General features: G+C 60.2%; 19 protein-coding genes and 1 pseudogene. 10 read left to right on the forward strand and 10 right to left on the reverse strand.

What is annotated here, in order from left to right; all coding sequences use genetic code 11:
* Positions 1-69: 69 nt before the first annotated feature.
* From IE127_RS01690 to IE127_RS01700, 3 genes are all read right to left on the reverse strand, one after another.
* Positions 70-870, reverse strand: a complete 801-nt coding sequence (locus IE127_RS01690) for an alpha/beta fold hydrolase (protein ID WP_189422780.1) — start codon at positions 868-870, stop codon at positions 70-72.
* A 217-nt stretch (positions 871-1,087) separates the two neighbouring features.
* Positions 1,088-1,573, reverse strand: a complete 486-nt coding sequence (locus tag IE127_RS01695; RefSeq protein WP_189422782.1) for an anthrone oxygenase family protein — start codon at positions 1,571-1,573, stop codon at positions 1,088-1,090.
* 18 nt (positions 1,574-1,591) lie between these two features.
* Entirely contained in the window at positions 1,592-2,221 is a 630-nt protein-coding gene (locus IE127_RS01700; RefSeq protein WP_189422784.1) for an NAD(P)-dependent oxidoreductase, read from the reverse strand.
* A 188-nt stretch (positions 2,222-2,409) separates the two neighbouring features.
* On the opposite strand from IE127_RS01700, the gene IE127_RS01705 reads away from it, so the two are divergent.
* Complete coding sequence (locus IE127_RS01705) at positions 2,410-3,030, forward strand: trimeric intracellular cation channel family protein (RefSeq protein ID WP_189422786.1); 621 nt, start codon at positions 2,410-2,412, stop codon at positions 3,028-3,030.
* Between the two features lie 385 nt (positions 3,031-3,415).
* Here IE127_RS01705 and IE127_RS01710 read toward each other — a convergent pair whose 3' ends face one another.
* The 3 genes and pseudogenes from IE127_RS01710 to IE127_RS01720 all read right to left on the reverse strand — a co-directional run bounded on the left by IE127_RS01710 (position 3,416) and on the right by IE127_RS01720 (position 6,985).
* Positions 3,416-3,832, reverse strand: a complete 417-nt coding sequence (locus IE127_RS01710) for a DUF4112 domain-containing protein (protein ID WP_189422788.1) — start codon at positions 3,830-3,832, stop codon at positions 3,416-3,418.
* A gap of 79 nt (positions 3,833-3,911) precedes the next feature.
* Positions 3,912-6,000 (reverse strand): annotated as a pseudogene (locus tag IE127_RS01715) (ATP-dependent helicase).
* 55 nt (positions 6,001-6,055) lie between these two features.
* Positions 6,056-6,985 carry an aldo/keto reductase gene (locus tag IE127_RS01720; protein WP_189422790.1) on the reverse strand — a complete coding sequence of 310 codons (930 nt, stop codon included), beginning with the start codon at positions 6,983-6,985 and terminating at the stop codon, positions 6,056-6,058.
* A gap of 142 nt (positions 6,986-7,127) precedes the next feature.
* Here IE127_RS01720 and IE127_RS01725 point away from each other — a divergent pair, with 142 nt between their 5' ends.
* From IE127_RS01725 to IE127_RS01745, 5 genes are all read left to right on the forward strand, one after another.
* Complete coding sequence (locus IE127_RS01725) at positions 7,128-7,493, forward strand: DUF4174 domain-containing protein (RefSeq protein ID WP_189422791.1); 366 nt, start codon at positions 7,128-7,130, stop codon at positions 7,491-7,493.
* A gap of 118 nt (positions 7,494-7,611) precedes the next feature.
* Positions 7,612-8,877: an imelysin family protein gene (locus IE127_RS01730; RefSeq protein ID WP_189422793.1), complete on the forward strand. Its 1,266-nt coding sequence runs from the start codon at positions 7,612-7,614 to the stop codon at positions 8,875-8,877.
* A gap of 42 nt (positions 8,878-8,919) precedes the next feature.
* The gene (locus tag IE127_RS01735) at positions 8,920-10,431 is read left to right on the forward strand and encodes a di-heme oxidoreductase family protein (protein WP_189422795.1); all 1,512 of its coding nucleotides are present in this window, start codon (positions 8,920-8,922) and stop codon (positions 10,429-10,431) included.
* Positions 10,431-11,510, forward strand: coding sequence for an imelysin family protein (locus IE127_RS01740; RefSeq protein ID WP_189422797.1), 1,080 nt, complete (start codon positions 10,431-10,433; stop codon positions 11,508-11,510). Before IE127_RS01735 ends, IE127_RS01740 begins: the two co-directional genes overlap by 1 nt.
* Positions 11,491-12,600, forward strand: a complete 1,110-nt coding sequence (locus tag IE127_RS01745) for a DUF1513 domain-containing protein (protein ID WP_189422799.1) — start codon at positions 11,491-11,493, stop codon at positions 12,598-12,600. Before IE127_RS01740 ends, IE127_RS01745 begins: the two co-directional genes overlap by 20 nt.
* Before the next feature lie 2 nt (positions 12,601-12,602).
* Here the strand turns inward: IE127_RS01745 and IE127_RS01750 are convergent, their stop codons facing one another.
* The 4 genes from IE127_RS01750 to IE127_RS01765 form a co-directional block, all read right to left on the reverse strand.
* Complete coding sequence (locus IE127_RS01750) at positions 12,603-14,273, reverse strand: ABC transporter permease (protein ID WP_373297295.1); 1,671 nt, start codon at positions 14,271-14,273, stop codon at positions 12,603-12,605.
* A 35-nt stretch (positions 14,274-14,308) separates the two neighbouring features.
* Entirely contained in the window at positions 14,309-15,334 is a 1,026-nt protein-coding gene (locus tag IE127_RS01755) for an extracellular solute-binding protein (RefSeq protein ID WP_189422803.1), read from the reverse strand.
* A 95-nt stretch (positions 15,335-15,429) separates the two neighbouring features.
* A complete protein-coding gene (locus IE127_RS01760; RefSeq protein WP_189422805.1) occupies positions 15,430-16,524 on the reverse strand; it encodes an ABC transporter ATP-binding protein in 1,095 nt (364 codons plus the stop codon).
* 82 nt (positions 16,525-16,606) lie between these two features.
* A complete protein-coding gene (locus IE127_RS01765) occupies positions 16,607-16,879 on the reverse strand; it encodes a hypothetical protein (RefSeq protein WP_189422807.1) in 273 nt (90 codons plus the stop codon).
* Positions 16,880-17,032: 153 nt separating this feature from the next.
* On the opposite strand from IE127_RS01765, the gene IE127_RS01770 reads away from it, so the two are divergent.
* From IE127_RS01770 to IE127_RS01785, 4 genes are all read left to right on the forward strand, one after another.
* Complete coding sequence (locus IE127_RS01770; protein ID WP_189422809.1) at positions 17,033-19,213, forward strand: sensor histidine kinase; 2,181 nt, start codon at positions 17,033-17,035, stop codon at positions 19,211-19,213.
* Positions 19,213-19,848 (forward strand): LuxR C-terminal-related transcriptional regulator, encoded by a 636-nt coding sequence (locus IE127_RS01775; RefSeq protein ID WP_189422811.1) that lies wholly within the window; start codon positions 19,213-19,215, stop codon positions 19,846-19,848. Before IE127_RS01770 ends, IE127_RS01775 begins: the two co-directional genes overlap by 1 nt.
* A gap of 60 nt (positions 19,849-19,908) precedes the next feature.
* Positions 19,909-20,319: a VOC family protein gene (locus IE127_RS01780; RefSeq protein WP_189422813.1), complete on the forward strand. Its 411-nt coding sequence runs from the start codon at positions 19,909-19,911 to the stop codon at positions 20,317-20,319.
* Positions 20,320-20,454: 135 nt separating this feature from the next.
* Positions 20,455-21,684 (forward strand): PQQ-dependent sugar dehydrogenase, encoded by a 1,230-nt coding sequence (locus IE127_RS01785; protein ID WP_210310400.1) that lies wholly within the window; start codon positions 20,455-20,457, stop codon positions 21,682-21,684.
* The last annotated feature ends 2 nt before the right edge of the window (positions 21,685-21,686 follow it).

Genomic DNA, 21,686 nt, shown 5'->3' on the forward strand with positions numbered 1-21,686 from the left:
GGAATCTGGCACTTGCTGTTTCGGTCACCGCACTATGGTCTACCGATCAAGCGTCACCCGAGGCACGAGTTAACTCCGCTGCCTCTCTAGGAAATCAGTCAAGTACGGTATGATCGCCGGAACCAAGTCATGCCCGATGCCGGCGACAATATCGCTTTCGCCTTCCGGTAGTTTCTTCGCGATCGTGGCCGCAGTTTCCGCCATCCAGGGCGGACTTTTCTCCCCGGTCAGCACGAGGACCGGCTGCGTGACGTTGGGCAGAATGTCGTTTGGCAGCCGAAGATCTCTCATGATCTCTGCATCATAGGAGGTGCTTAATGCCATCTTTTCCAGGAACGGCCGGAAAGGCGCATTTCGCATGTGCACGATGACGTCCTCCGGAATACCGACATAGTCGCGCTGAAACAGTTCAACTGCCTCGCCGGGATTGCCAGCTTTGACGAGACTGCGAAGGCGCGCCGCAAGTTCCGGGTCAGGTCGGACACGAGCCTCGGAGAGCATCCAGGGCGCGTCGATGAGGACGAGCTTGGAAATTGGCAATGCTGCCGCGGCCGCCATAAGGGCCAAGGATGCGCCCGATGAAAATCCGATTGCGATTGCCGTATCGCCGTGAGCACCAATCACGGCGGCAAGATCCTCGATCTCTCGGACTGGCGCATAATGTGCCGCGTCACCACTGACGCCTCGCCCTCTACGATCATAGGTGACTACTGTGTAGCTCGCGGAGAGCTCGGCGGCGAATTCTGCACCGGTGTTGTGATCGTTGAATGCCCCCGCAACCAGCACTATCACCGGTCCACTTCCGACGGACCAGTAAGCTATCGACGTGCCGTCCGCGGATTGCGCGAAATCAGAATGGACTGGCTGCATGGTGTGACTCGAGCGATAAATTGGGTTTAGCTCTCGCCGGAGAGAGCGCTGCACCTGAATAACTGCACAAGGGGGCAAGCAGCGCAATATGAGCCTTGAGCCCACTGGGACCTTACCTGGCCCCTAGGTCATTCTCCCATCGATCATTCCGTCACGGTCGGGTTTCGCTCGGAAACGTCGTCGACCGTGACCATGTGCTATTGCAGCATCTTGGTGATCAAAGCGCTTGCGCGCCAATCGAAAACAGCGCCGCGCTGGCGATGGAGGCGATTACGCGAACAGTGTTCAATGCCGTCCACCGAGCCAGATATGTCGACCAGTATCCAAGAGTCTTGGGCACGTTGAGAGTCATTGCGTCCAGCCGCTTGTTCATAGGCACGTTTCCGGCCGCAGTCACACCCATGACGCCAAACGTATAGGTGATAGCTCCAGCCATGGCGAAGATGCTGGCCTGTGTCCCCGCATTGATCGCAACAAGTGCGGCCATGACGATCGAAGCGGGTACGAGGCCGATCAGCAGCACAATGAACACCGAGCGATACACCTTGCGGTTGATCAACTGCATGCTTTGAATGCCGGCATTCCGTTCTGCGGCTGCAAGCGAGCGCATGACGAAATCGGAGAAGGTCAGAAAGACGCCGCCGACGACAGCAATTGCAATCGAAAGCAGGTGCAGACCCGGAACGGCGAGATCGGTAGGCATTGTGAAGCTCCCCTACGGCTAGCTGGACAAGCCTACGGCTCGCTCGATGTAGACGGTGTCGTGCAGTTGCCGGCTTAGAAAACTGGCGACATCAGCGCGCGTTATCTTGAGGGTCAGTCGCCGTGCAGAGGTCGGCACGTCCTCGATGAAGTTGCCGAGGCCAGGGCCATCGGTGAAAGCGCTGGGCCGAACGATCGTCCAATCAAGCCCCGAAGCGCGCACCAGCTGTTCCTGCAATTCATGGTCCTTGAAAACCGGGCGCAGCAGGGCGCCGAACATTATGCGCTTCCAGAAGAAATTGAGGTTGTCCCAGCTTTCATGGGTGCCGAGTGTCGACTGGCAAATCAGCCTCCTCACCCCGTGGCGCTGCATCGCACGAATAACATTCATGGTGCCGGCGGATCGGACGTGACTATTGCGAGACGTTCCGGCACCCAGCGTGACCACCACGGCGTCCTGCCCTTTGATCGCCGCTGCGACGTCCTCGAAATGGAGCGCGTCTCCAGCGAAACGGGTGAGGCGGGGATCATTTTCCTTCAGCTTTTGCGGATCCCGGGCAAAAGCAGTGACCTCATGCCCTTCGGCAAGCATTTCTATGACTGCTAGACGGCCTACGGTGCCCGTGGCTCCAAATACGGCGACTTTCATGGCTGCTCCTTTAACTTTACATGGTGTCAAGAATGGCAGTGATCTGCCAGGAACTTTACACTGTGTCAAGTTTGGATATCGTCGCCAATCGCCTCGTGGATTGAGACAGGCGACTGCTCGGCAGTCGTCTCAGGTGCCCATCCTTGAGAATCCATGCAAAATAGTCGCCACTGCATCGGAGGCCCGACGTGAACGCGATCATTCTGCTGGACTATCTGGGTGTTGCCCTGTTTGCCGCGACAGGAGCTCTGGCGGCGTCACGCAAGCAGCTCGACATTATCGGCTTCATGTTCCTCGCCGCCATTACCGGCCTCGGTGGTGGAACAGTGCGGGACCTGATCCTTGGCGTCCCGGTATTCTGGGTCGAGCAGCAGTTCTACGTGCTCGCTTGCGCTATCGCGGCGGTGATCGTCTTCTTCACCGCGCATCTTATTGAATCACGATACCGCCTGCTCTTGTGGTTCGATGCGGTAGCGCTTTCGGCCTATGGCGTGTTCGGTGCCTACAAGGGCCTTGCAGTCACCAATTCCGAGACCGTGGCCGTCGTCATGGGCATGCTGACCGGCATATTCGGCGGCGTGTTGCGAGACATCATCGCCAATGAGCCGTCCGTTCTTATGCGCCACGAGGTCTACGTCGCGGCGGCAATGGCGGCAGGCGTGGTCTATGTGGCGTGCAATGCCATGGGCCTGCCGAGGGCCTGGGCTGCTGGTCTTGCCTTCGTGGTAGCGTTCGCAGTGCGCAGTGGCGGGTTGCACCTGGGATGGACCGTTCCTGCCTACCGTCCGCGGCCGGGCAGAAAGTACTGAATGCGAAACCTGCCAGCCCTCCCCGCTCTTAAGGTTCGGCTCACCATCTGCTGTCATAAATATGACATATCCAATGATGGCATGAATGAACGTATCCGCACACACCACAATGCTCTGTTCTCACTGCTACACGGCGTTTCGCGTGCCTGCGTGGCGGGTGGCATCTGGCAGCTCGGTTGAGTGCAGGAACTGCGGCGGGATCATCGTGATATCTTCAGCTCTGCCAGAGCACAGTTCCGTCATCGCTGACGCCAGTGATGCGCGAAAGTCATTTCGCAAACGCCGCCGCAGCTACGAAAGTCATCACCTATCCAACGCGGCATTGCTCGCGCGTCTCGATCAGATCGCCGAACGGCTGGACAAGCTGGCGACAACACACCCGACGTCATGAACGCGGTGGCTGAGACTTATCGCGACCGGCAGCTTCTCGCACCAGCTTGATGTTCCTGTTGTTCGCCTTGAAAAAGATGTCGAACACCGATCCCAAGATTGGAATACTGCCGAACACCGTGTCCACGGCAACGTTTCCGACCATTCTGGCCAATGTCGAGCGAGGAACGCCCAGCCGCGCCGCCTGCAAAATCAGGTAGCCGGAGATAACCGCCGCCGCCGCATCGCCAACACCGGGAATCAGACCAGCGACCGCGTCCACCCCAAACCGGATCCCGGTTCCGGGTATCCGCCACTTGGAATCAAGCGTGTTTGCCAGCCGATCCAGCTCGCTGTAGCGCGCGCTATCGATCTGAATGTCCTTCTTGGACCTCACTGAAACTGGTGCGTCGCGTCTTGACGTGCGTGCCATGTATCCCCCGGTTCTGACCATGCGCCAGAAACCGAACAACCGCCGCCCAACCATAGCGGTTCCACCTGCGGATGTAGGGCTAGCCCCACATGCCGCCGATCCGCGCCTTCAGGTCCACACGTATGTCGGGCCGCGGCGCACGCTCGTGCGCTGATCCGGCGGGCGGCCAACTAGTAAGTGCGAAGTTGTCGAGGATCGCATCGGGAATGAACCGCGTCCGGGAGGCATAAACATGCCGGTCGCCGCGCGCCGCCTGCCCATGGACGAAGAAGCGCTGCGGTGTGATCAGGTGCAGGCTGTCCTTGGCCCGCGTCATCGCCACATATAGAAGCCGTCGCTCCTCTTCGAGCTCGTCCCGCTCACCTGTCGACAGATCCGACGGAATGCACCTCAACGCCGTTGAGCACGAAGACATTCGTCCACTCCTGCCCCTTTGCCGAATGGATCGTCGACAGGATCAGATAGTCTTCATCACGCAGCGGCGGCCCGGCCTCGTCGCTCGTTGCATCGGGCGGATCAAGGGTCAATTCGGTCAGAAAACGTTCACGCGACGGATACCCCGCGGCGATCTGCTCGAGCTGCAACAAATCCGCTCGGCGCATGCCGGCATCTTCATGCAGCCGCTCGAGATGCGGCTCGTACCAGAGCCGCACGTGCTCGAGGTCCGCCGGCCAGGATGAGCGCTGCCGCAGCGACGCGAATAGCTCGACAAACCCCGGCCATTCCGCCTCTGCGCGTGCTGGCGCCTTGAAGAATTGCAGGCCCAGCGATGGATCGAGTGCCCTATCCATGGCCTCCATCGCCGCCGCCGCTGTCGAGGGGCCGACGCCCGGCATCAACTGCATCACGCGGAACGCTGCCACCCGATCCCGGGGGTTTTCGGCGAACCTCAAAAGGGCGAGAACATCCTTCACATGCGCGGAATCGAGAAACTTCAGCCCGCCGAACTTGACGAAAGGAATGTTGCGCCGCGTCAGTTCGATCTCGAGCGGTCCGGAATGATGCGAGGCGCGAAACAACACTGCCTGGCTCTTGAGGCCCGTACCGGCCTCGCGTTCTGCCAGAACGCGCTCGCAGACATAGTTTGCCTGCTCCGCCTCGTCGCGCACCGTCACCAGCTGCGGCTTTTCTGCTGAACGGCGCTCCGTCCACAGCCGCTTCGCATAGCGTTCGCTTGCCTGTTCGATAACCGCATTGGCTGCGCCGAGTATCGCGTCCGTCGAGCGATAGTTCCGCTCCAGCATCACCACCCGCGCCGGCTCTTCGAAATGCGCCGGGAAATCGAGAATGTTGCGCACTTCGGCCGCGCGGAACGAGTAGATCGATTGCGCGTCGTCACCCACGACCGTCAGCCCACGCCCCTGCGGCTTCAGCGCCAGCAGGATCGAAGCCTGGAGTCGGTTCGTGTCCTGATACTCGTCCACCAGGATGTGGTCGAACCGTGCTCCCATATGCTCGGTGATCGCCGGCTCCGTACACATCTGCGACCACCAAAGCAGCAGGTCGTCGTAATCCAGCACATTCTCGGCCTGCTTCACCTCGACATAAGCCGCAAACAGTCGCTTCAACTCCTCGGCCCAGCCGATGCACCACGGGAAATGCCGCGTCAGAATTGGCTCGATTGCCGATTGGGCGTTCACCGCACGCGAGTAGATGGCTAGGCACGTGCCCTTCGCGGGAAACCGGCTCTCGGTCTTTGAAAGCCCCAGCTCATGACGCACGAGGTTCATCAGATCGGCGGAATCCTCGCGATCATGGATGGTGAAAGCCGGGTCGAGCCCGATTTCCAAGGCGTAGTCGCGCAGCAGTCTTGCGCCGATGCCGTGAAATGTCCCGGCCCAGGTCAGCCCCTCTGTCAGAACGGAGGCCTTGTCGCCCATCACCCGCGCCGCAATGCGCTCGACGCGCCGCGTCATCTCCGAAGCAGCGCGTCGCGAGAACGTCATCAGCAGGATGCGTCGCGGATCGGCACCCTTGACGATCAGGTGGGCCACCCGATGCGCCAAAGTGTTCGTCTTGCCGGACCCGGCCCCCGCTATCACCAAAAGAGGCCCAGCAACCAGCTCGCCCACTCCGTGTTCAACGGCGGCGCGCTGGTCGTTGTTCAGCCCGGACAGATAGTCATCTTCGGGGAGCGCGAGAGGCGAATCATCAACAGCAGCAGTCATGCCGGGACTGAACTCTGTTTCCGGTTCGTTCGCAACCGCCCCGCAGATATGTGCTTTAAGGCAGAGTGTGTCCTGCAGCGGTAAAGATCCGGTACCACTCTTCCCGGCTGAGTGTCACATCCGAGCCTTCTGCGGATTGCTTTACGCGGTGCGGCTTGGTCGTTCCCAGCACAACCTGAATGTTGGCAGGATGGCGCGTAATCCAGGCTACAGCAATGCCCGTCGGCGTTACGCCATGCTGCTCGGCAAGCTCATCCAGCACATCATTGAGCTCGGCGAAATGATCGCGGTCCCCGATGAACACCCCGTCAAAGAAGCCTTTCTGGAACGGCGACCAGGCCTGCAGCATCATTCCGGTGCGGCGGGAATAGTCCAGAATCCCGTTGTCGCGGTCGATCGACTGGTCGAGCCCCGCCATGTTCGCCGCAATGCCGCTGGCGATGATCGGCGCATGCGTCACGCTCAACTGCACCTGATTGACGATAAGCGGTTGCGTCACCGATGTCTTCAGCAATTCAACCTGGCCAGGGGTATGGTTGGATACGCCGAACTGCCTGACCTTTCCTGCGGCGTGCAGCTCATCGAAGACCTCTGCCACCTCATCCGGCTCCACAAGTGTGTCGGGGCGGTGCAGTAGCAGGATGTCGAGATAATCCGTCTTGAGGGCACTCAATGAGCCATCTACCGACTGCCTTATGTGTTCTGCTGAGAAGTCGAAAAAGCCTTTGCGGATACCCACCTTGCTCTGGATGATGAGCTTCTCTCTGTCTGCAGCGGTAAGCTGCATGGCGTCGCCAAAACGCTTCTCGCAAAAGTGGCGCTCGCCGCCGTAAATATCTGCATGATCGATGAAATTGATGCCCACGTCCTGCGCTGTCTGGACAAGCGCACGGATCTCATCATCGCTCTTGTCGGCAATGCGCATCAGGCCGAGGATAACGCTGGATACTTCGGTCTGGCTGTTCGGCAATGTGTAGGTCTTCATCACCCATCTCCCTGTTGTTTGGTTATCAGCTTTTCAAGAAGCGCCGATAACGCTCCTGAGTTGCCAAAACTATTTCATCCGGCAATGCAACGCTGGTGACGTTTGACGCGTCGAATCCTGCACCACCAATCGGAGACGACAATTGCACGGCTTGGAAGAGTATAGATGGAAGTATCGCACCCTGCTGCTTTTCGGCGAGGATGAGGATCCGGCGGTGCAGAACCAGCTTGATCGGATCAGAAGCGACATCGCTGGTTTCAGAGACCGCGACATGATTGTCGTGCAGATCTCGGGATCAAGAACAAACGTCGTCGCGGGCGATGTGTCTCCATCCGATGGCGCAGCTCTGCGCAAGAACTGGCATAATGAGCCTCAGTTTGCGGTGGTGCTGGTTGGAAAGGATGGCGGCGAGAAGCTGCGCCGCGACTCCCCTGTAGCAATCGAGGAGCTCTTTGCCCTGGTTGATTCAATGCCCATGCGTCAGAGCGAAATGCGAAACCGCAGCTAAGTCCGCCCCTTGATAACGGTCCGTTTCTGAGCTAGTCGAAACATGAGTATGATGCTCACATTTATTGGCCGGCAGGGCTTTGTCGGCCGCTACGCTCATTCCGCTTGGGGGAAAACCAATGGCTCGAACTTTCGCCACCGCCATGGCAGGCGCTGCCATAGCTGTCATCGCCACGCAAGGTGCCGCTGCCGTAGAAGCTGCTGATGTCGTTGAGACCTACGCCGATATCGCACAGGCCACTTACGAGGACAGCCTGGAGACTGCGCAGACGCTGCAGGAAGCAGTCGAGACGCTGATTTCGGAACCGACAGAGGCGAACCTGGAAGCCGCGAAGCAGGCATGGCTTGCGGCTCGCGTACCGTATCAGCAGACCGAAGCCTATCGCTTTGGCAATGCAATCGTTGACGATTGGGAAGGCAAAGTGAACGCCTGGCCTCTTGATGAAGGACTGATCGACTATGTCGACAGCTCCTATGGCGGCGAGTCCGACGTCAACGCGTTCTACACCGTCAATGTAATTGCGAACGATCGTGTCTCTTCCGGTGGCGTCGATATCGACGTCAGCGAGATCAATCCCGATGTTCTCGCGCAATTGCATGAGGTCGGCGGTGTCGAGGCCAATGTCGCCACCGGCTACCATGCCATCGAGTTTTTGCTCTGGGGCCAGGATCTGAACGGGACTAACGCCGGAAGCGGAACCCGCCCGGTCACAGATTTCGATACCGAGAACTGCACCGGCGGCAATTGCGAACGCCGCGCCGATTATCTTTCCGCTGCAGCCGATCTTCTCGTGAGCGATCTCGAGGAGATGGTCGGGAACTGGCAGGACAATGGCGCTGCCCGTACCGAACTGACCGCCGATCCCGGAGCAGGTATTGCGGCAATGCTCACCGGCCTCGGTTCGCTGTCATACGGCGAACTGGCGGGCGAGCGCATGAAGCTCGGTCTGCTGCTCAACGACCCCGAGGAAGAGCACGACTGCTTCTCCGACAACACCCATAATTCGCACTACTACGATGTCATGGGCATCAGGAACGTCTGGACTGGCACCTATGAAGGGGTCGACGGCGACACAGTCGAGGGCCCGAGCCTTGCGGACTACGTTGCCGAGACCGATGAAGCTTTGGCCAGCGAAATGGATCAAAAGCTGGGCGCTACCGTCGCTGCCTTCGAAGATCTCAAGGCTCGTGGTGACGACACCGAGGCGTATGACCAGATGATCGGCGAAGGTAACACGGAAGGGAATGCCGTGGTTCAGGCTGCGATCGATGGTCTCGTCGATCACACCCGCACCCTCGAGCGGATTATCGACGCGCTCAACATCGAAGGGATCGAGATCGAGGGATCCGACAGTCTCGATAGCCCGAACGCAGTCTTCGGTTGATTTTATTCGGGGCCGGAGTATCCCTCCGGCCCCAGGACTACCATGCAAAAAACCACCTTACTGGCCGGCTTAGCCACTATCTGTATTTTCGCAGCTGCCCCTTGGGCCAGCGATGGATATCTGCGCCTCGACCTCAGCAAAAGCGATCGCGAGCGGGTCCAGCAAGTCACGCAGCCTGCCGGCAGCTTTGATGCAGCCGAAGCATTCGAGGCCATGCAGGCCGGAGCGGCCACGTCCACCAAACCGATAAACGCAAACGCTTTCTCGAATCCCTCCGGCAATCTTTCATTCGAGGACCAGGAGTCGTTCCTGCTCGGAAACGGGCTTTTCCGCAAGGATTGGGCTACCTCGCCGTCCTCGACATTGGCGTCCGATGGTCTGGGACCACTGTTCAACGCCCGTTCCTGCCAATCTTGCCATATCAAGGACGGCCGTGGTCACGCGCCGTTGGATGCGGACGACCCCGCCACGACGATGCTGGTGAGGGTCTCGGTGCCACCTGATGAAGAACAGCAGCTGGCGATCGCCGAAAGCCTCATTCCCGCTGCCCCTCACCCATCTTACGGCCTCCAGATCCAGGACTTCGCTGCTGCCGGCATACCGGCCGAAGCGCGTGTCAGCGTGAGTTACGAAGACATCGAGGTGTCGTTGGCCGGCGGCGAGACCGTTTCGCTACGCAAGCCCACGCTCACCCTGTCCAATCCGGGCTATGGCGCCTTCGGCGACGACATGATGCTTTCGGCGCGTGTAGCCCCGCCCATGATCGGCATGGGACTACTCGAGGCTATCCACCCCTCGGATATTCTCGCGCTTGCCGATCCAGAGGACAGCGATGGGGACGGCATTTCCGGGCGGCCCAATTGGGCCCTGAATGAACACGGAGATCCTGTTCTCGGGCGCTTCGGCTGGAAGGCTGCGCAACCTGATGTGGCCATGCAGACGGCGCACGCCTTCTCGGGCGATATGGGGCTCTCCTCACCCCTGACCCCCAGCCATTGGGGTGACTGTACAGAACGCCAGACAGAATGCCTCGAACTCCCGCATGGCGCCCAGGAACATCTTGGCGATCAGGAAGTGCCTGGTGAACTCCTCGAACTTGTCAGCTTCTACTCGCGCAATCTGGGGGTTCCCGCGCGCCGAGATGTCGAGGATGAAGAGGTCCTGCGCGGCAAGCAGATTTTCTACGAGAGCGGGTGCACGAGCTGCCACACGCCGAAATTCGTCACCAGTCGCGATGCCGGCCACGAAGCACAGCGGTTTCAACTGATCTGGCCCTACACGGATATGCTTCTTCACGACATGGGCGAAGGCCTCGCGGACAATCGTTCGGAAGGTCAGGCAAATGGTCGCGAGTGGCGCACACCGCCGCTCTGGGGTATTGGCCTCACCGGCACGGTCAACGACGAAGCAACGTTTCTTCATGACGGGCGCGCCCGAACCATTCTGAAAGCGATCGTCTGGCATGGTGGCGAAGCACAAGCTGCGCGCGATGCGGTCGTCGCCCTGCAACCTGGCGACCGAGAGGCGCTGCTGACCTATCTGGAGTCGCTGTAATGCGCATTCTGCATGTTGCCACCCTGATCGTTGGACTGTTCTCCAGCTCACCCGTCCTGGCGGACGAACCGTTGATCGGTCCGGACTTCGGTCGGAACATTGCGGATGGCTTTGCTATACCGGTCACGACCGAATTTTCCGCCGCAACCGAGAACCTCGCCGCATCCGGTACGGCCCTTTGCACCACACCGTCTCCACAAGCGCTGAACAGCATGCGGGAGAGCTTTGCCGACGTGGTGACCACCTGGGGTGAGCTGTCGGTGCTTCGCTTTGGCCCGCTGACGAGCGAGAACCGCTATGAACGCCTCTTCTTTTGGCCAGACCCGCGCGGCGTTATCCTTCGGCAGGTTCAGGAAGTGCTTGCTGAACAAGAGTCTACAGCCACGAGCGCGGATACCCTCGCCGAAAAAAGTATCGCGGTACAGGGGATGCCGGCGCTCGAATACCTCCTGTGGGGCTCTGGTGCCGAACAGCTAGCGACGGGCGATGATGCCTTCCGCTGCAACTATGCAGCAGCAGCCGCGGAGAATCTGCACGGTTTGGCGGTCGAAATTGAAGACCGTTGGCGCGAAGGCAGCGACTTTCACGCCGCGTTCACAGAGCCAGGCCCCGATCGCGAACTCTACCGCGACAACCGCGAAGTCGCGAACGAGTTCGTGAAGGCGCTGGCGACCACTCTGCAGTTCACCATGAACGCTGAGCTCGGACCAGCCGCGGGCGAGTCCCTGGAAACTGCCGCGCCTAGACGCGCCCCACTGTGGCGCAGCGACCTGACCTTCCAGCTGCTGGCAGCGCATTTGAACGGTCTTGATCGCCTCGTCGCCGCAACGCAACTCGAAGACACGCTCGGGCTTAACGCCGCGACGGTCGTATCGACCCTCCGATTTGATCTGCAATCTGCGCGTGATGCATTGCTGAGTATCGAAACCCCGGTAGAGGCAGCATTCTATGATGCCGCAGGTTGGGAGAAGCTGCGCTATGCCGGCCTGACAATCGGCTATGCCAACACCACCGTGCATGACATGCTGACCGGCGCGATCGGTCTCGTGATGGGCTTCAATGCGCTCGACGGCGATTGATCGGCGCACCTTTCTGGCCCTTGCGGCCTCGGCCCTGGGGCAGACCAGCCTCGGCTGGGCGTCGGAACTGCCTTCGCAGGCGCTCTATATCGGCGCGCGGCGGGTCGGACAGAACTATGAAGCGGCGATAATTGATGAGCGCGGCAAGGACCAGCTGGTCCTGCCGCTCGAGGATCGCGGCCATTCCTTCGCCATCGACGCCGAGGGAAACCGCGCCGTCGCCTTCGCCCGATCCCCCGGCAGGTTTGCCGTCCTCTTATCGCTCGATGGCAGCACTGAACCTGTCGCACTGCCTGTCGACCCGGAGCGGCATTTCTTCGGACACGGGGCCTTTGGCAGCAATGGCCGTCTGCTGTTTGCGACTGAGAACGATTATGACGCCGGGCGCGGCGTGATTGGCGTCTATGACGTCGCCGGCGGCAACCGCCGGATTGGCGAATTCACAACGGGTGGCGTCGGCCCGCACGAGGCCATTCTAATGCCCGATGGGCGGACCCTGGTCACCGGCAATGGCGGCATTCTCACGCATCCCGATTATGATGGCATCGATCTGAACCTTGCCGATATGCGTCCGAGTCTCGCCTATTCTGATATCGAAACCGGTGACCTTCTCGAGGTCGCCACCCTGCCGCCCGCGTTGCACCAGCTCTCGATCCGCCATCTGGCTGTCTCGGCAGATGGCGCCGTCTGGTTCGGCTGCCAGCATCAGGGGCCGCGCACCGAGCGGCCGCCGCTCATCGGCCGGCATCGCCGCGGCCGCGACATCGAACTGTTCTTCGCCCCGCCCGATGTGCTTCGCCAGATGGACAACTATGTCGGCTCCATCGCCGTCGACCGCTCCGGCACAGTGGTTGCCGCCGCATCTCCGCGTGGCGGCATGATCGCCTACTGGGATGCAACAACCGGCAGATATCTTGGCATGCAACAGCTCGCGGATGGCTGCGGAATCGCCCCGCTCGGCGAACAAAGCCTGCTCTCGACCAGTGGCCGCGGCGCCATCGCGGTCACCGGCCCCGATCGCTTCGAAAGCCTGCGCCCCGAAGACCGCACTGCCCCCGAATGGGATCACCATCTGAGGCTCGTGATCTAGAGCTAGCTCTCCATGCGTCCCGTACGTGCCAGCAACACCACCGGCAGCATGCCGATCGCCACGATGATCAGCGCCGCAACAGCCGCATTCTCATAGGTTCCACGCACGGCCTCGCCATAAAGCATGGTCGAAAGCGTCTCGACGTTGAGCGGGCGCAGCAGCAAAGTTGCCGGAAGCTCCTTCATGCAATCGACGAACACCAGCAGACCCGCCGCCACCAGCGCCCGCTTCGAGAGCGGCAGATGCACCCGCAGCATGGTGCCGGTCGCGGTCTGCCCGAGCGTCCTCGCCGCATGGTCGTAAGCCAGCGGAATGCGGCTGAAGCCCGCCTCGATACCGCCTGCGGAGATTGCCATGAACCGCACCGAGTACGCGTAGATCATCGCCGCACCGGAGCCGAGCAGCAACAGTCCCGTCGAGTAGCCGAACCATGCCTGCATGGTCGCATCGAGCGTTCGGTCGAAAAAAGCCACCGGCACCAGAATGCCAATGCCCAGCACGGTTCCTGGCATCGCATATCCGAGCACGGCGAGCCGCGTAGACGCTGTCGTCAGCCGCCCAGAGCCAATCCGGGCGGCGTAAGCCAGCACGAAGCCCAATGCCACGACCAGTATCGTCGCTATTGCCGAATACGCGACCGTATTCAGTGTCGCGCTGATGAGCGCGCCGGAGAAGCCTGCAAACTCTATGCGCTCGATCGCCTCAACCAGAAGGTAAAGCCCCGGTCCTACGAACCCGATGAGTACCGGCAGCGCCCCGAGAGCGAACGCCAGCCCTGACTTTACGCCTGTCAGTCTCTGCGGCTGCATTGGCCGTGCCCGCTGCACACCAGCCGCGAAACTTTGCTTTCGCCGGGCCCAGCGTTCGAGCGAAATCAGCGCCACCACGACGATCAGCATGGCGATGGCGATCTGCGCCGCGCCGGGCAGATCGGAGCGAATGATCCATGTCGTGTAGACGGATGCCGTCAGCGTCCGCACCCCGAGAAACTGCGCGGCGCCCACGTCATTGAGCGCCTCCATAAGCGCCAGGCTCGTTCCCACGGCGATCGCCGGACGCGCTAGTGGCAGAACCACCCGCCAGAAGACGCTGAACGGCCCTGCCCCAAGTGTTCGTGCCACTTCGATCTGATTAGCGGCCTGCGTCAGAAACATAGCCCGTGTCGTCAGGTAGACGTAGGGATAGAGCACCAGCCCGAAGACCATGATCGCGCCCCACATCGACCGTAGGTCGGGCAGCCGGAAATCGCGCGGGCTGTCATATCCGAGCATCGCTCGGATCACCCCCTGCACCGGGCCCAGCGGGCTCAGAACATCAAGATAGGCATAAGCCATGATGTAGGTGGGAACGGCCAGAGGCAGCAGCAGAGCCCACTCGAGCACGCCACGCCCGCGAAAGTCGTAAGCTGAGACGAGCCATGCTGTACCAGTCCCGACAACTGCGGCTATACAGCCAGCCCCGATAAGCAACAGCGCTGTGTTCTTCGTGGCTTGCGGCAATACATTTGCCAGCACGTGCGACCACAGCTCACCGTCTCCGCCCGCTGCCGTGCCGGCAATGGTCAGGATCGGCAGGATCACCAGAGCGGCAACAAGATAAGCCACGGCCTGCCATGCAGTCAGACGAAAAGGCCGGCGAGCCGGCCCGCTTCTTGCGCGGGACGTCTCGCCGATCCTGTCTTCCCAGTTGGCGGCCTGTGCCGGCACGCTCAGTTCTCGAACGTGTCGAAATTCACTTCATCGACGAGTTCGCTGGCGCGTTCGCGATTGGCGACGACCTCTTCGAACGGCATGTCGTCCGGCTCAAGCGTGCCGAATTCGGCGATGATCGGATTGAGCTCCGCTGTCGGGGAAACCGGATACTCGAAATTGGCTTCGGCATAGATGGCCTGAGCCTCGTCCGATACAAGAAACTCCAGCAAACGGACAGCGTCGTCCTTGTTCGGCGCGTGTGCTGCGACTGCCGCCCCGGAGATGTTGACCTGCGTGCCGCCGTTTTCGAACGTCGGCAGGATGACCTTCATCTCTTCCGCCCACGATTGCTGATCAGGCCCGCCTGCACCGCTGGTCATCAGCCCGACATAGTACGAGTTCCCTACGGCAATATCGCAGATTCCGGCCGCGATATCGCGCGCGCCATCGCGATCGCCACCGGCCGCCACCCGCGCTTGATTGGCTTTCAGACCCTCGAGCCAAGAACGCGTCTCCTCTTCGCCGTGCTTGACGAGATAAGTGGCGAACAAGGCGGTGTTATAGGGGTGTTGACCAGAGCGGATGCACAGCCGATTGCGCCACTGCTCATCGGCAAGGTCTTCGTAAGTGATGCTATCCAGCTCGAGATCCTTGGCGGCGTAGATAACGCGTGCACGCGCCGAGAGTGCAAACCAGTTGTTGTCCTCTCCGCGCAGATTTGCCGGGATCGTCTCTGTCAGAACTTCGGAATTGATCGGCTGGGTAAGGCCGCGCCCCACCAGATCGATGAGGATGCCGAAATCCACTGTCATCAGCAGGTCAGCAGGGGAGCTTTCGCCCTCAGCCTCGACGCGCTCGGCCAGGCCATCCTGCAGAAAGACCGTGTTGACGCTGACTCCGGTTTCTTCGGTGAAAGCTTCAAGAAGCGGCTGTACGAGGCCAGGTTCACGCGTGGTGTAAAGGTTCACCTCTTGGCCCAGAGCCGGGCCGATGGCCGACAATGCCAGGACTGTCGCAAGGCCAGTTGCTATCGAAAACTTCATGACGCTCTCCCGCAAATTGTAATTCGCAAGGAGCCGATACCCATAGTTGACCGTGGGTGTCAAGTAATACTGAAATAGCCTGGAATCGTTCTAAGCTATTGCGCCGCCTTCATAACCTGCCTCAGCCTGTTATGTGCTTTTGTATCAACAGGAAAGATCAGGACATCTTCCTCGGCGATTGCAAGGTGCACGCGGTCGCCCTCGCGCAGGGCGTGACGCAGGCTGGTGCGCATGACCACCGGTTGCGCGAGATCCCTGACCTTTAGGAGCACCTCATCGATTTCGCCCAGCAGCCTCCGTTCAAGGACCTGCGCCGGCACACCGCTTTCGGCAAATCGGATAGCTTCCGGACGTATGTAGATATCCATCTGTTCCGCGGAATCGTTCGGGGCAGCAAACGTGCCCATCGGCGACGACAGACGTCCATCGCTCATCACGCCCAGGAAGCGGTTTATCCGGCTGAAGAACCGGGCTGTATAGGCATGTTGTGGTGTGCGGTAGAGCGCCTCGCCTGTACCGGTCTCCACGACGCGGCCCGCGTCCATCAGAATAACGGTATCGCCGAACGCCAGAGCCTCCTCTGGGTCGTGCGTCACGATGATCGCTGTGGTTCCCAGCGACTTAAGCAGTGCTCGCGTTTCCAGCCTGACCGTCTCACGAAGCCCCCGGTCGAGATTCGAAAATGGCTCGTCCATGAGCAGCACATCGGGTTGTGGGGCAAGCGCCCGCGCCAAGGCAACGCGCTGTTGTTCGCCGCCTGACAGCATGTGCGGATATCGGTCAGCCAGCGCCACAATCCCGATCCGGTCGATCATCTGGGCAACCCGGCGTTGGGTATCCTGCCGGTTCAGCCCTTTGAGTCCGAACGCGATATTTCGCTTCACGTCCATATGCGGAAACAGCGCGTAGTCCTGAAACATCAGGCCGACATTGCGTCGTTCTGGCGGCGTCGTGCCGCCCGCTGAGCTGACGCGCTTTCCTTTGAGGAGAATCTGGCCTGCACTTATGTCTTCGACGCCGGCAATCGACCGCAGCAAGGTGGATTTGCCACATCCGGACTGTCCCACAAGACACGCGATTTCGCCCTTGTGCAGGTTCAACGAAATTGCGTCCAGCGCCTTAACATTGCCAAACCACTTGCCGACCGCATCGATCGTCAGCACGAGGTCGTTTTTTGTTTCGTTAGCCATGCCAGTCCCTCAGCAGACCTATGGCCCTGCCATAAGCCGCTTGAGGCTGCTGTGCAAACCGGCGACGCCGTTTTTAGACGTGCTAGGCGGCAGCAGCACCGGCCAGCAAGAGTACCGTGCCAACTGCCACGACCAATCCGATATAGATGGCAAATCCGTTGAATTCGCGTGGGTGAAGGTTCTTCCTCTTAGGCTCCTCTGCCTGCCTCACCTGCGCCGAAGTTGGCGGATTGCCGGATGCTTCAGCGTCCGTGCCGAGCGGCACTGTTGCCGGATCCGCAGCCTCGACCTTGTCACCGGTCTTGCCAGAGTCGATGTCGTGGCGGAGCTTATCCACGTTACTAGCTGGTGCCATGATGCATTCCCTTCTTTGCAGCGTACCTCCAACTGAACGGGCAAGCGCCGGGGACGATCCAGACAGCGCATTCATCAAGTACTGCCCAATACTTTAAAGATGTGGGCAAGCCCTTGTTAATGTGGCATTCAATGCCAGGGGCGAGGGACAAACGTGACGACTTTTGCGCAAACCGGCTCAGTGCAGCAACGTGCGCGTGTTCGCACGGCGCCTTTTGTCCTGCTTTCCGCATTACTTGTGGCAACGCTGCTTGCTACCGGCGCCATTGTTTACCTCGCAGTTATGCAGCCCTGGCTCGGCCTCAAACTTCTACTCGCAGATGACACTGTCCGGATTTCCTCGTTGCAGCGTCAGGATTTGCCGCCAATCGAAAGCGGGTACAGCGTTCTGTCGCTTGAGGGGGCAAACGGTTCGGTATTCGCTCTCTCCCCTGAAGACATGGTGGAAGAGCCAGACACGCTTGAGAGCTATGAGGCGATCAACAGTTTCCTGGCGCGCCAGCAGCAACTGCACGATATCCTCTCGACGACCCCGGTTCGCCTGACCATCGAAGACAGCCAAGGCGAGCGTTCGCAGGTGTCCGTGTCTCCGCAGCCGTCTAGACCGCTTCTGTCTTTGCCTGTCGAATTCTGGATACAACTCTTCGTCGGTATTGGCGGCGTTCTTGTCGGCGGCTTGGTCTGGTCGTTAAGACGCACAGAGCCTAGCGCGTTTTTCTTCTTCGTCTCTGGTGCCGGGCTGATGATCTCGGCCGGCGCCGCAGCAATTTACAGCACCCGCGAGCTTGCGCTCGACGCAACATTGCTGCGCACGCTGTCTGCTTTCAACTACCTCGGCACGCATGCCTTCGGCGCGGCTCTTATCTCCCTCCTGCTGGTTTACCCGCACCGGATCGCAAGCCTCGGCGTGATTGCTGCGGTATGGGGTGCCACAGCGGTATTTGCCACAGCACACCTCGCGCAACTTCTGCCCTCACAGACTCTGGGCTCTTACGGCCCGATGACTGTGATGTTCTTCATTATTGGCGTGCTTGTGGCGGTCCAGATCTACCGCTCCCGGCGGGACCCTTTGGCCCGTGCGGCATTGGGGTGGTTCGGGCTGTCGATACTGTGTGGCACCAGCGTGTTCATCTTCGCCATTGCCGCGCCGCTGCTTACCGGCAGTGAGCCCCAGGTCTCTCAGGCCTACGCGTTCGGCATTATTCTGGTGATCTACGCGGGTCTGGCACTCGGCGTCGCACGATACCGATTGTTTGATCTGGACGTCTGGGCCTTTCGCCTGGGGTCGTACCTGCTTGGCGCACTTTTGCTCGTCGTCTTCGATGCCTTTCTCATCTATGCAGTAGCGATCGAGCGGGTGCCTGCGTTCGGTCTATCACTCTTGATCGTCGCTCTCGTTTACCTGCCGCTGCGCAGCGCGGTTGGAGATCGACTTCTGGCGCGACCTGAACTCGGTCAGCACCGCTTCAAGCAGATCGTTGATATTGCCTTGGCGCAAACGCTGGAGCAACAGCGCGAGAGCTGGCATCGATTGCTCGACCAGACTTTTGCACCTCTTGCCATCGAGCCCGCTACGGGCGCTAAGCACACGACGCTCGTCGAGGATGGACTTGGGATGATGATACCGGGTCCGCCACCCCTGCCCGATCTGCATATGAGATTCGCACGTGGCGGCCGGCGCCTGTTCTCCCGTCGGGACGTGGAGCAAGGCGAGGAAATCGTCGCGCTAATGTCGCATGCGATCGAGAGCCGCTACGCACACGAAGCAGGGGTTCGAGAGGAACGCACCCGCATTGCTCAGGACCTGCACGACAATATCGGCGCGCAATTGCTTCGAACGCTTCACGCCCCCGATACGGAACGCAAGAATGCTCTGGTGGGCGAAACACTCAGCGACCTTCGAGATATCATCAGCAATGCGCGCGACGGCGGCATCGATCTCGAGGAGCTCTTGGCCGAGTTGCGCTACGAAACAGAGGAGCGGGTCAGCCTCGCCGAGATGCACCTGAATTGGAGCGCCCGCGGAGCCGACGATGTCATTGTCGGGGCCCGGGTGGCACATACGCTTCGCTCTATCGTGCGCGAAGCTGCCAGCAATGCAATCCGTCACGCTGGCGGGGAAACCTTCAAGGTTGCCGTGCAAGTGGATCGGGGCACCATCGCGCTGAGCATAGCCGATGACGGACAAGGTTTCGATGCAACGCTCATGGCGCCAGGTAATGGCCTTGGCAACATGCGCGCGCGGCTATTGTCGCACGATGGCACTTTGTCGATTTCCGGCCAGGACGGCGTGAGCATTGAAGCCAGGCTACCGATTTCGGACAGCGAAAGCTGATGAGCGGCGCGATTCTCATTGTCGAAGATCTGGCGGAAGCGCGGGACTGGCTTGCGGGCGTCGTCGCCGAAGCTTTTCCGAAGATCCAGATTTTGGCCGCGCCGAGTGTTGCCGCAGCCTTCGCGGCTCTCGATGAGATGCAGTTCGACATGGCCCTGGTCGATCTCGGATTGCCGGATGGCTCCGGATTGGATGTTATCCGCAAGATCCGCCAGCAGTTCCCGGAAACGACCTGCATCGTCAGCACCGTGTTGGGGGATGACGCTCATCTCGTCTCGGCTCTGTCTGCTGGTGCCGAGGGCTATGTTCTCAAGGGTCAGCCTGCGCCCCTGCTCAAGCGTCAACTGCTGCAGATCAAGCAGGGCATACCCGCCTTATCGCCCGCCATCGCCCGCCGCATCATGGAACACTTCAAGCGAACCGGTCCGGTGGCCGAGGTTAGCGAGGTGTTAACGCCACGTGAAAATGAGGTGCTGGCCCTGATCGCAAAGGGGCTGAGGAACGCGGACGCTGCGGTCGCGCTCGGAATGTCTGAAGCCACTGTCGCCACACATATAAAGAGCATTTACCGCAAGCTCGGCATCTCATCGCGCGCAGAGGCCGCACTGCATGCGACGAGGCTGGGCCTCACCTGAAAGTTCGCTTCCGCGTGACACTTGGCCGGCGTATAATTGGTTCCGCCAAGGGAGGAAACCATGACCAGTCGCCTCAACCCCTATATCAATTTCCGCGGCCAAGCCCGTGAAGCAATGACGTTTTATCATTCTGTCTTCGGCGGCCAGCTCAACATGAACACGTTTGGCGAGTTCGAGATGGCACAACAGCCCGACGAAGCCGACCTGATCATGCATGCCCAGCTCGATGGCGAGAACGGCATGACCCTGATGGGCTCCGACACCCCCGCATCGATACCGCTAAACCCCGGATCCACAATTTCGATTTCGCTGAGCGGTGATGATGAAAGTGCTCTTCGCGGGTATTGGGAGAAACTCAGCGAGGGCGGCAACATCGCGATGCCGCTGGAAAAGGCGCCATGGGGCGACTCATTCGGCATGGTCCGTGACAGATACGGCATCAACTGGATGGTCAATATCGCCGGCAGCTGACCGGCGATAACTCAAACTTGACCGCTGCCACGGCAACGACCCCGTGGGCTTTGGCTTGTGATCTTGTGCGGGCAGTCGTGCCCGGCAAGCGAGCGGCTTCCGCTCCCCGCCAACCCCAAAGACGGGAGATCTACCGTGCAAATTTCCACTCGAGCCATTGCTGGCGCCCTTCTCACTGCGACCATTCTCACGCCGCATGCGTTCGCGCAGTCCAGCAACGAATCGGTTGTGACGCAACCGCCCAACGCTCCAAGCCAGGAGCCCGCTTTCGAAAATCAGACGCGCGCGCCACAACCGGACGAGACAGTCGAAGTTTCAACGGAAACGGTCGTGGAAGGTCTGCCGCAGCTATGGTCGATGGAGTTCCTCCCCAACGGCAGCATGCTGGTCGCCGCCAAGCAGGGCGCGATGCACATCATAACGCCGGAAGGCGAGGTCGGTCCGGAGATCTCCGGAGTGCCGGAAGTCATGAGCCAGGGCCAAGGTGGCCTGCTGGATATCGCGCTGGCGCCGGATTTCGAAGAATCGAACCAGATCTTTTTCTCCTTTGCTGAACCTCGCGGCGATGGCAACGGCACCTCAGTGGCATCCGCCACGCTGCAGCGTTCCGAAGATGGCGCAGCCAGCCTTGAGGATGTGTCGGTGATTTTTCAGCAGATGCCTAGCTATGACGGCGATATGCACTTCGGCTCACGGCTGGTGTTCTCCCCTGAAGGCGAGCTTTACGTGACGGTCGGCGAGCGCTCCGACACACCAATCCGGGATCATGCGCAGGATCTGACCCAGGGTCAGGGGAAAATTTTCCGCATCACGCCAGAAGGCGAGCCGGCAGAGGGCAATCCCTATACCGATCATGCTGCCATTCAGGGCGAGATCTTCACCTGGGGACACCGCAATCTGCAATCAGCCGCTCTGGATGGCGAAGGCAATCTCTGGACAGTTGAGCACGGACCGCGAGGCGGTGACGAGCTTAATCAGCCGCAGTCGGGACGTAACTACGGCTGGCCGGTTATAACCTATGGTATATCTTACGACGGGACACCGGTCGGAAACGGACGAACAGCCCAGGAAGGCCTTGAACAGCCTGTCTATTACTGGGACCCGGTTATCGCACCGTCGGGCATGGCATGGTACGAGGGCGACGAATTCCCCGAATGGGAAGATAGCTTCCTTATTGGCGGTCTCGTCACCCAAGGCATTGTCGTCGTAGAAATTGAGGATGGCCGCGTGGCCACTGAAAGCCGGGTACCCCTCGAAGCCCGCGTACGCGACGTTCGCGTAGGCCCTGACGGCGCCGTCTACGCCGTGACGGAGGATCGTGATAGCGGAACTTCGTCAATCTTGCGGCTCACCAACGCAAGCTAAGC

Source organism: Devosia pacifica (assembly GCF_014652635.1).
Classification (GTDB): domain Bacteria; phylum Pseudomonadota; class Alphaproteobacteria; order Rhizobiales; family Devosiaceae; genus Devosia; species Devosia pacifica.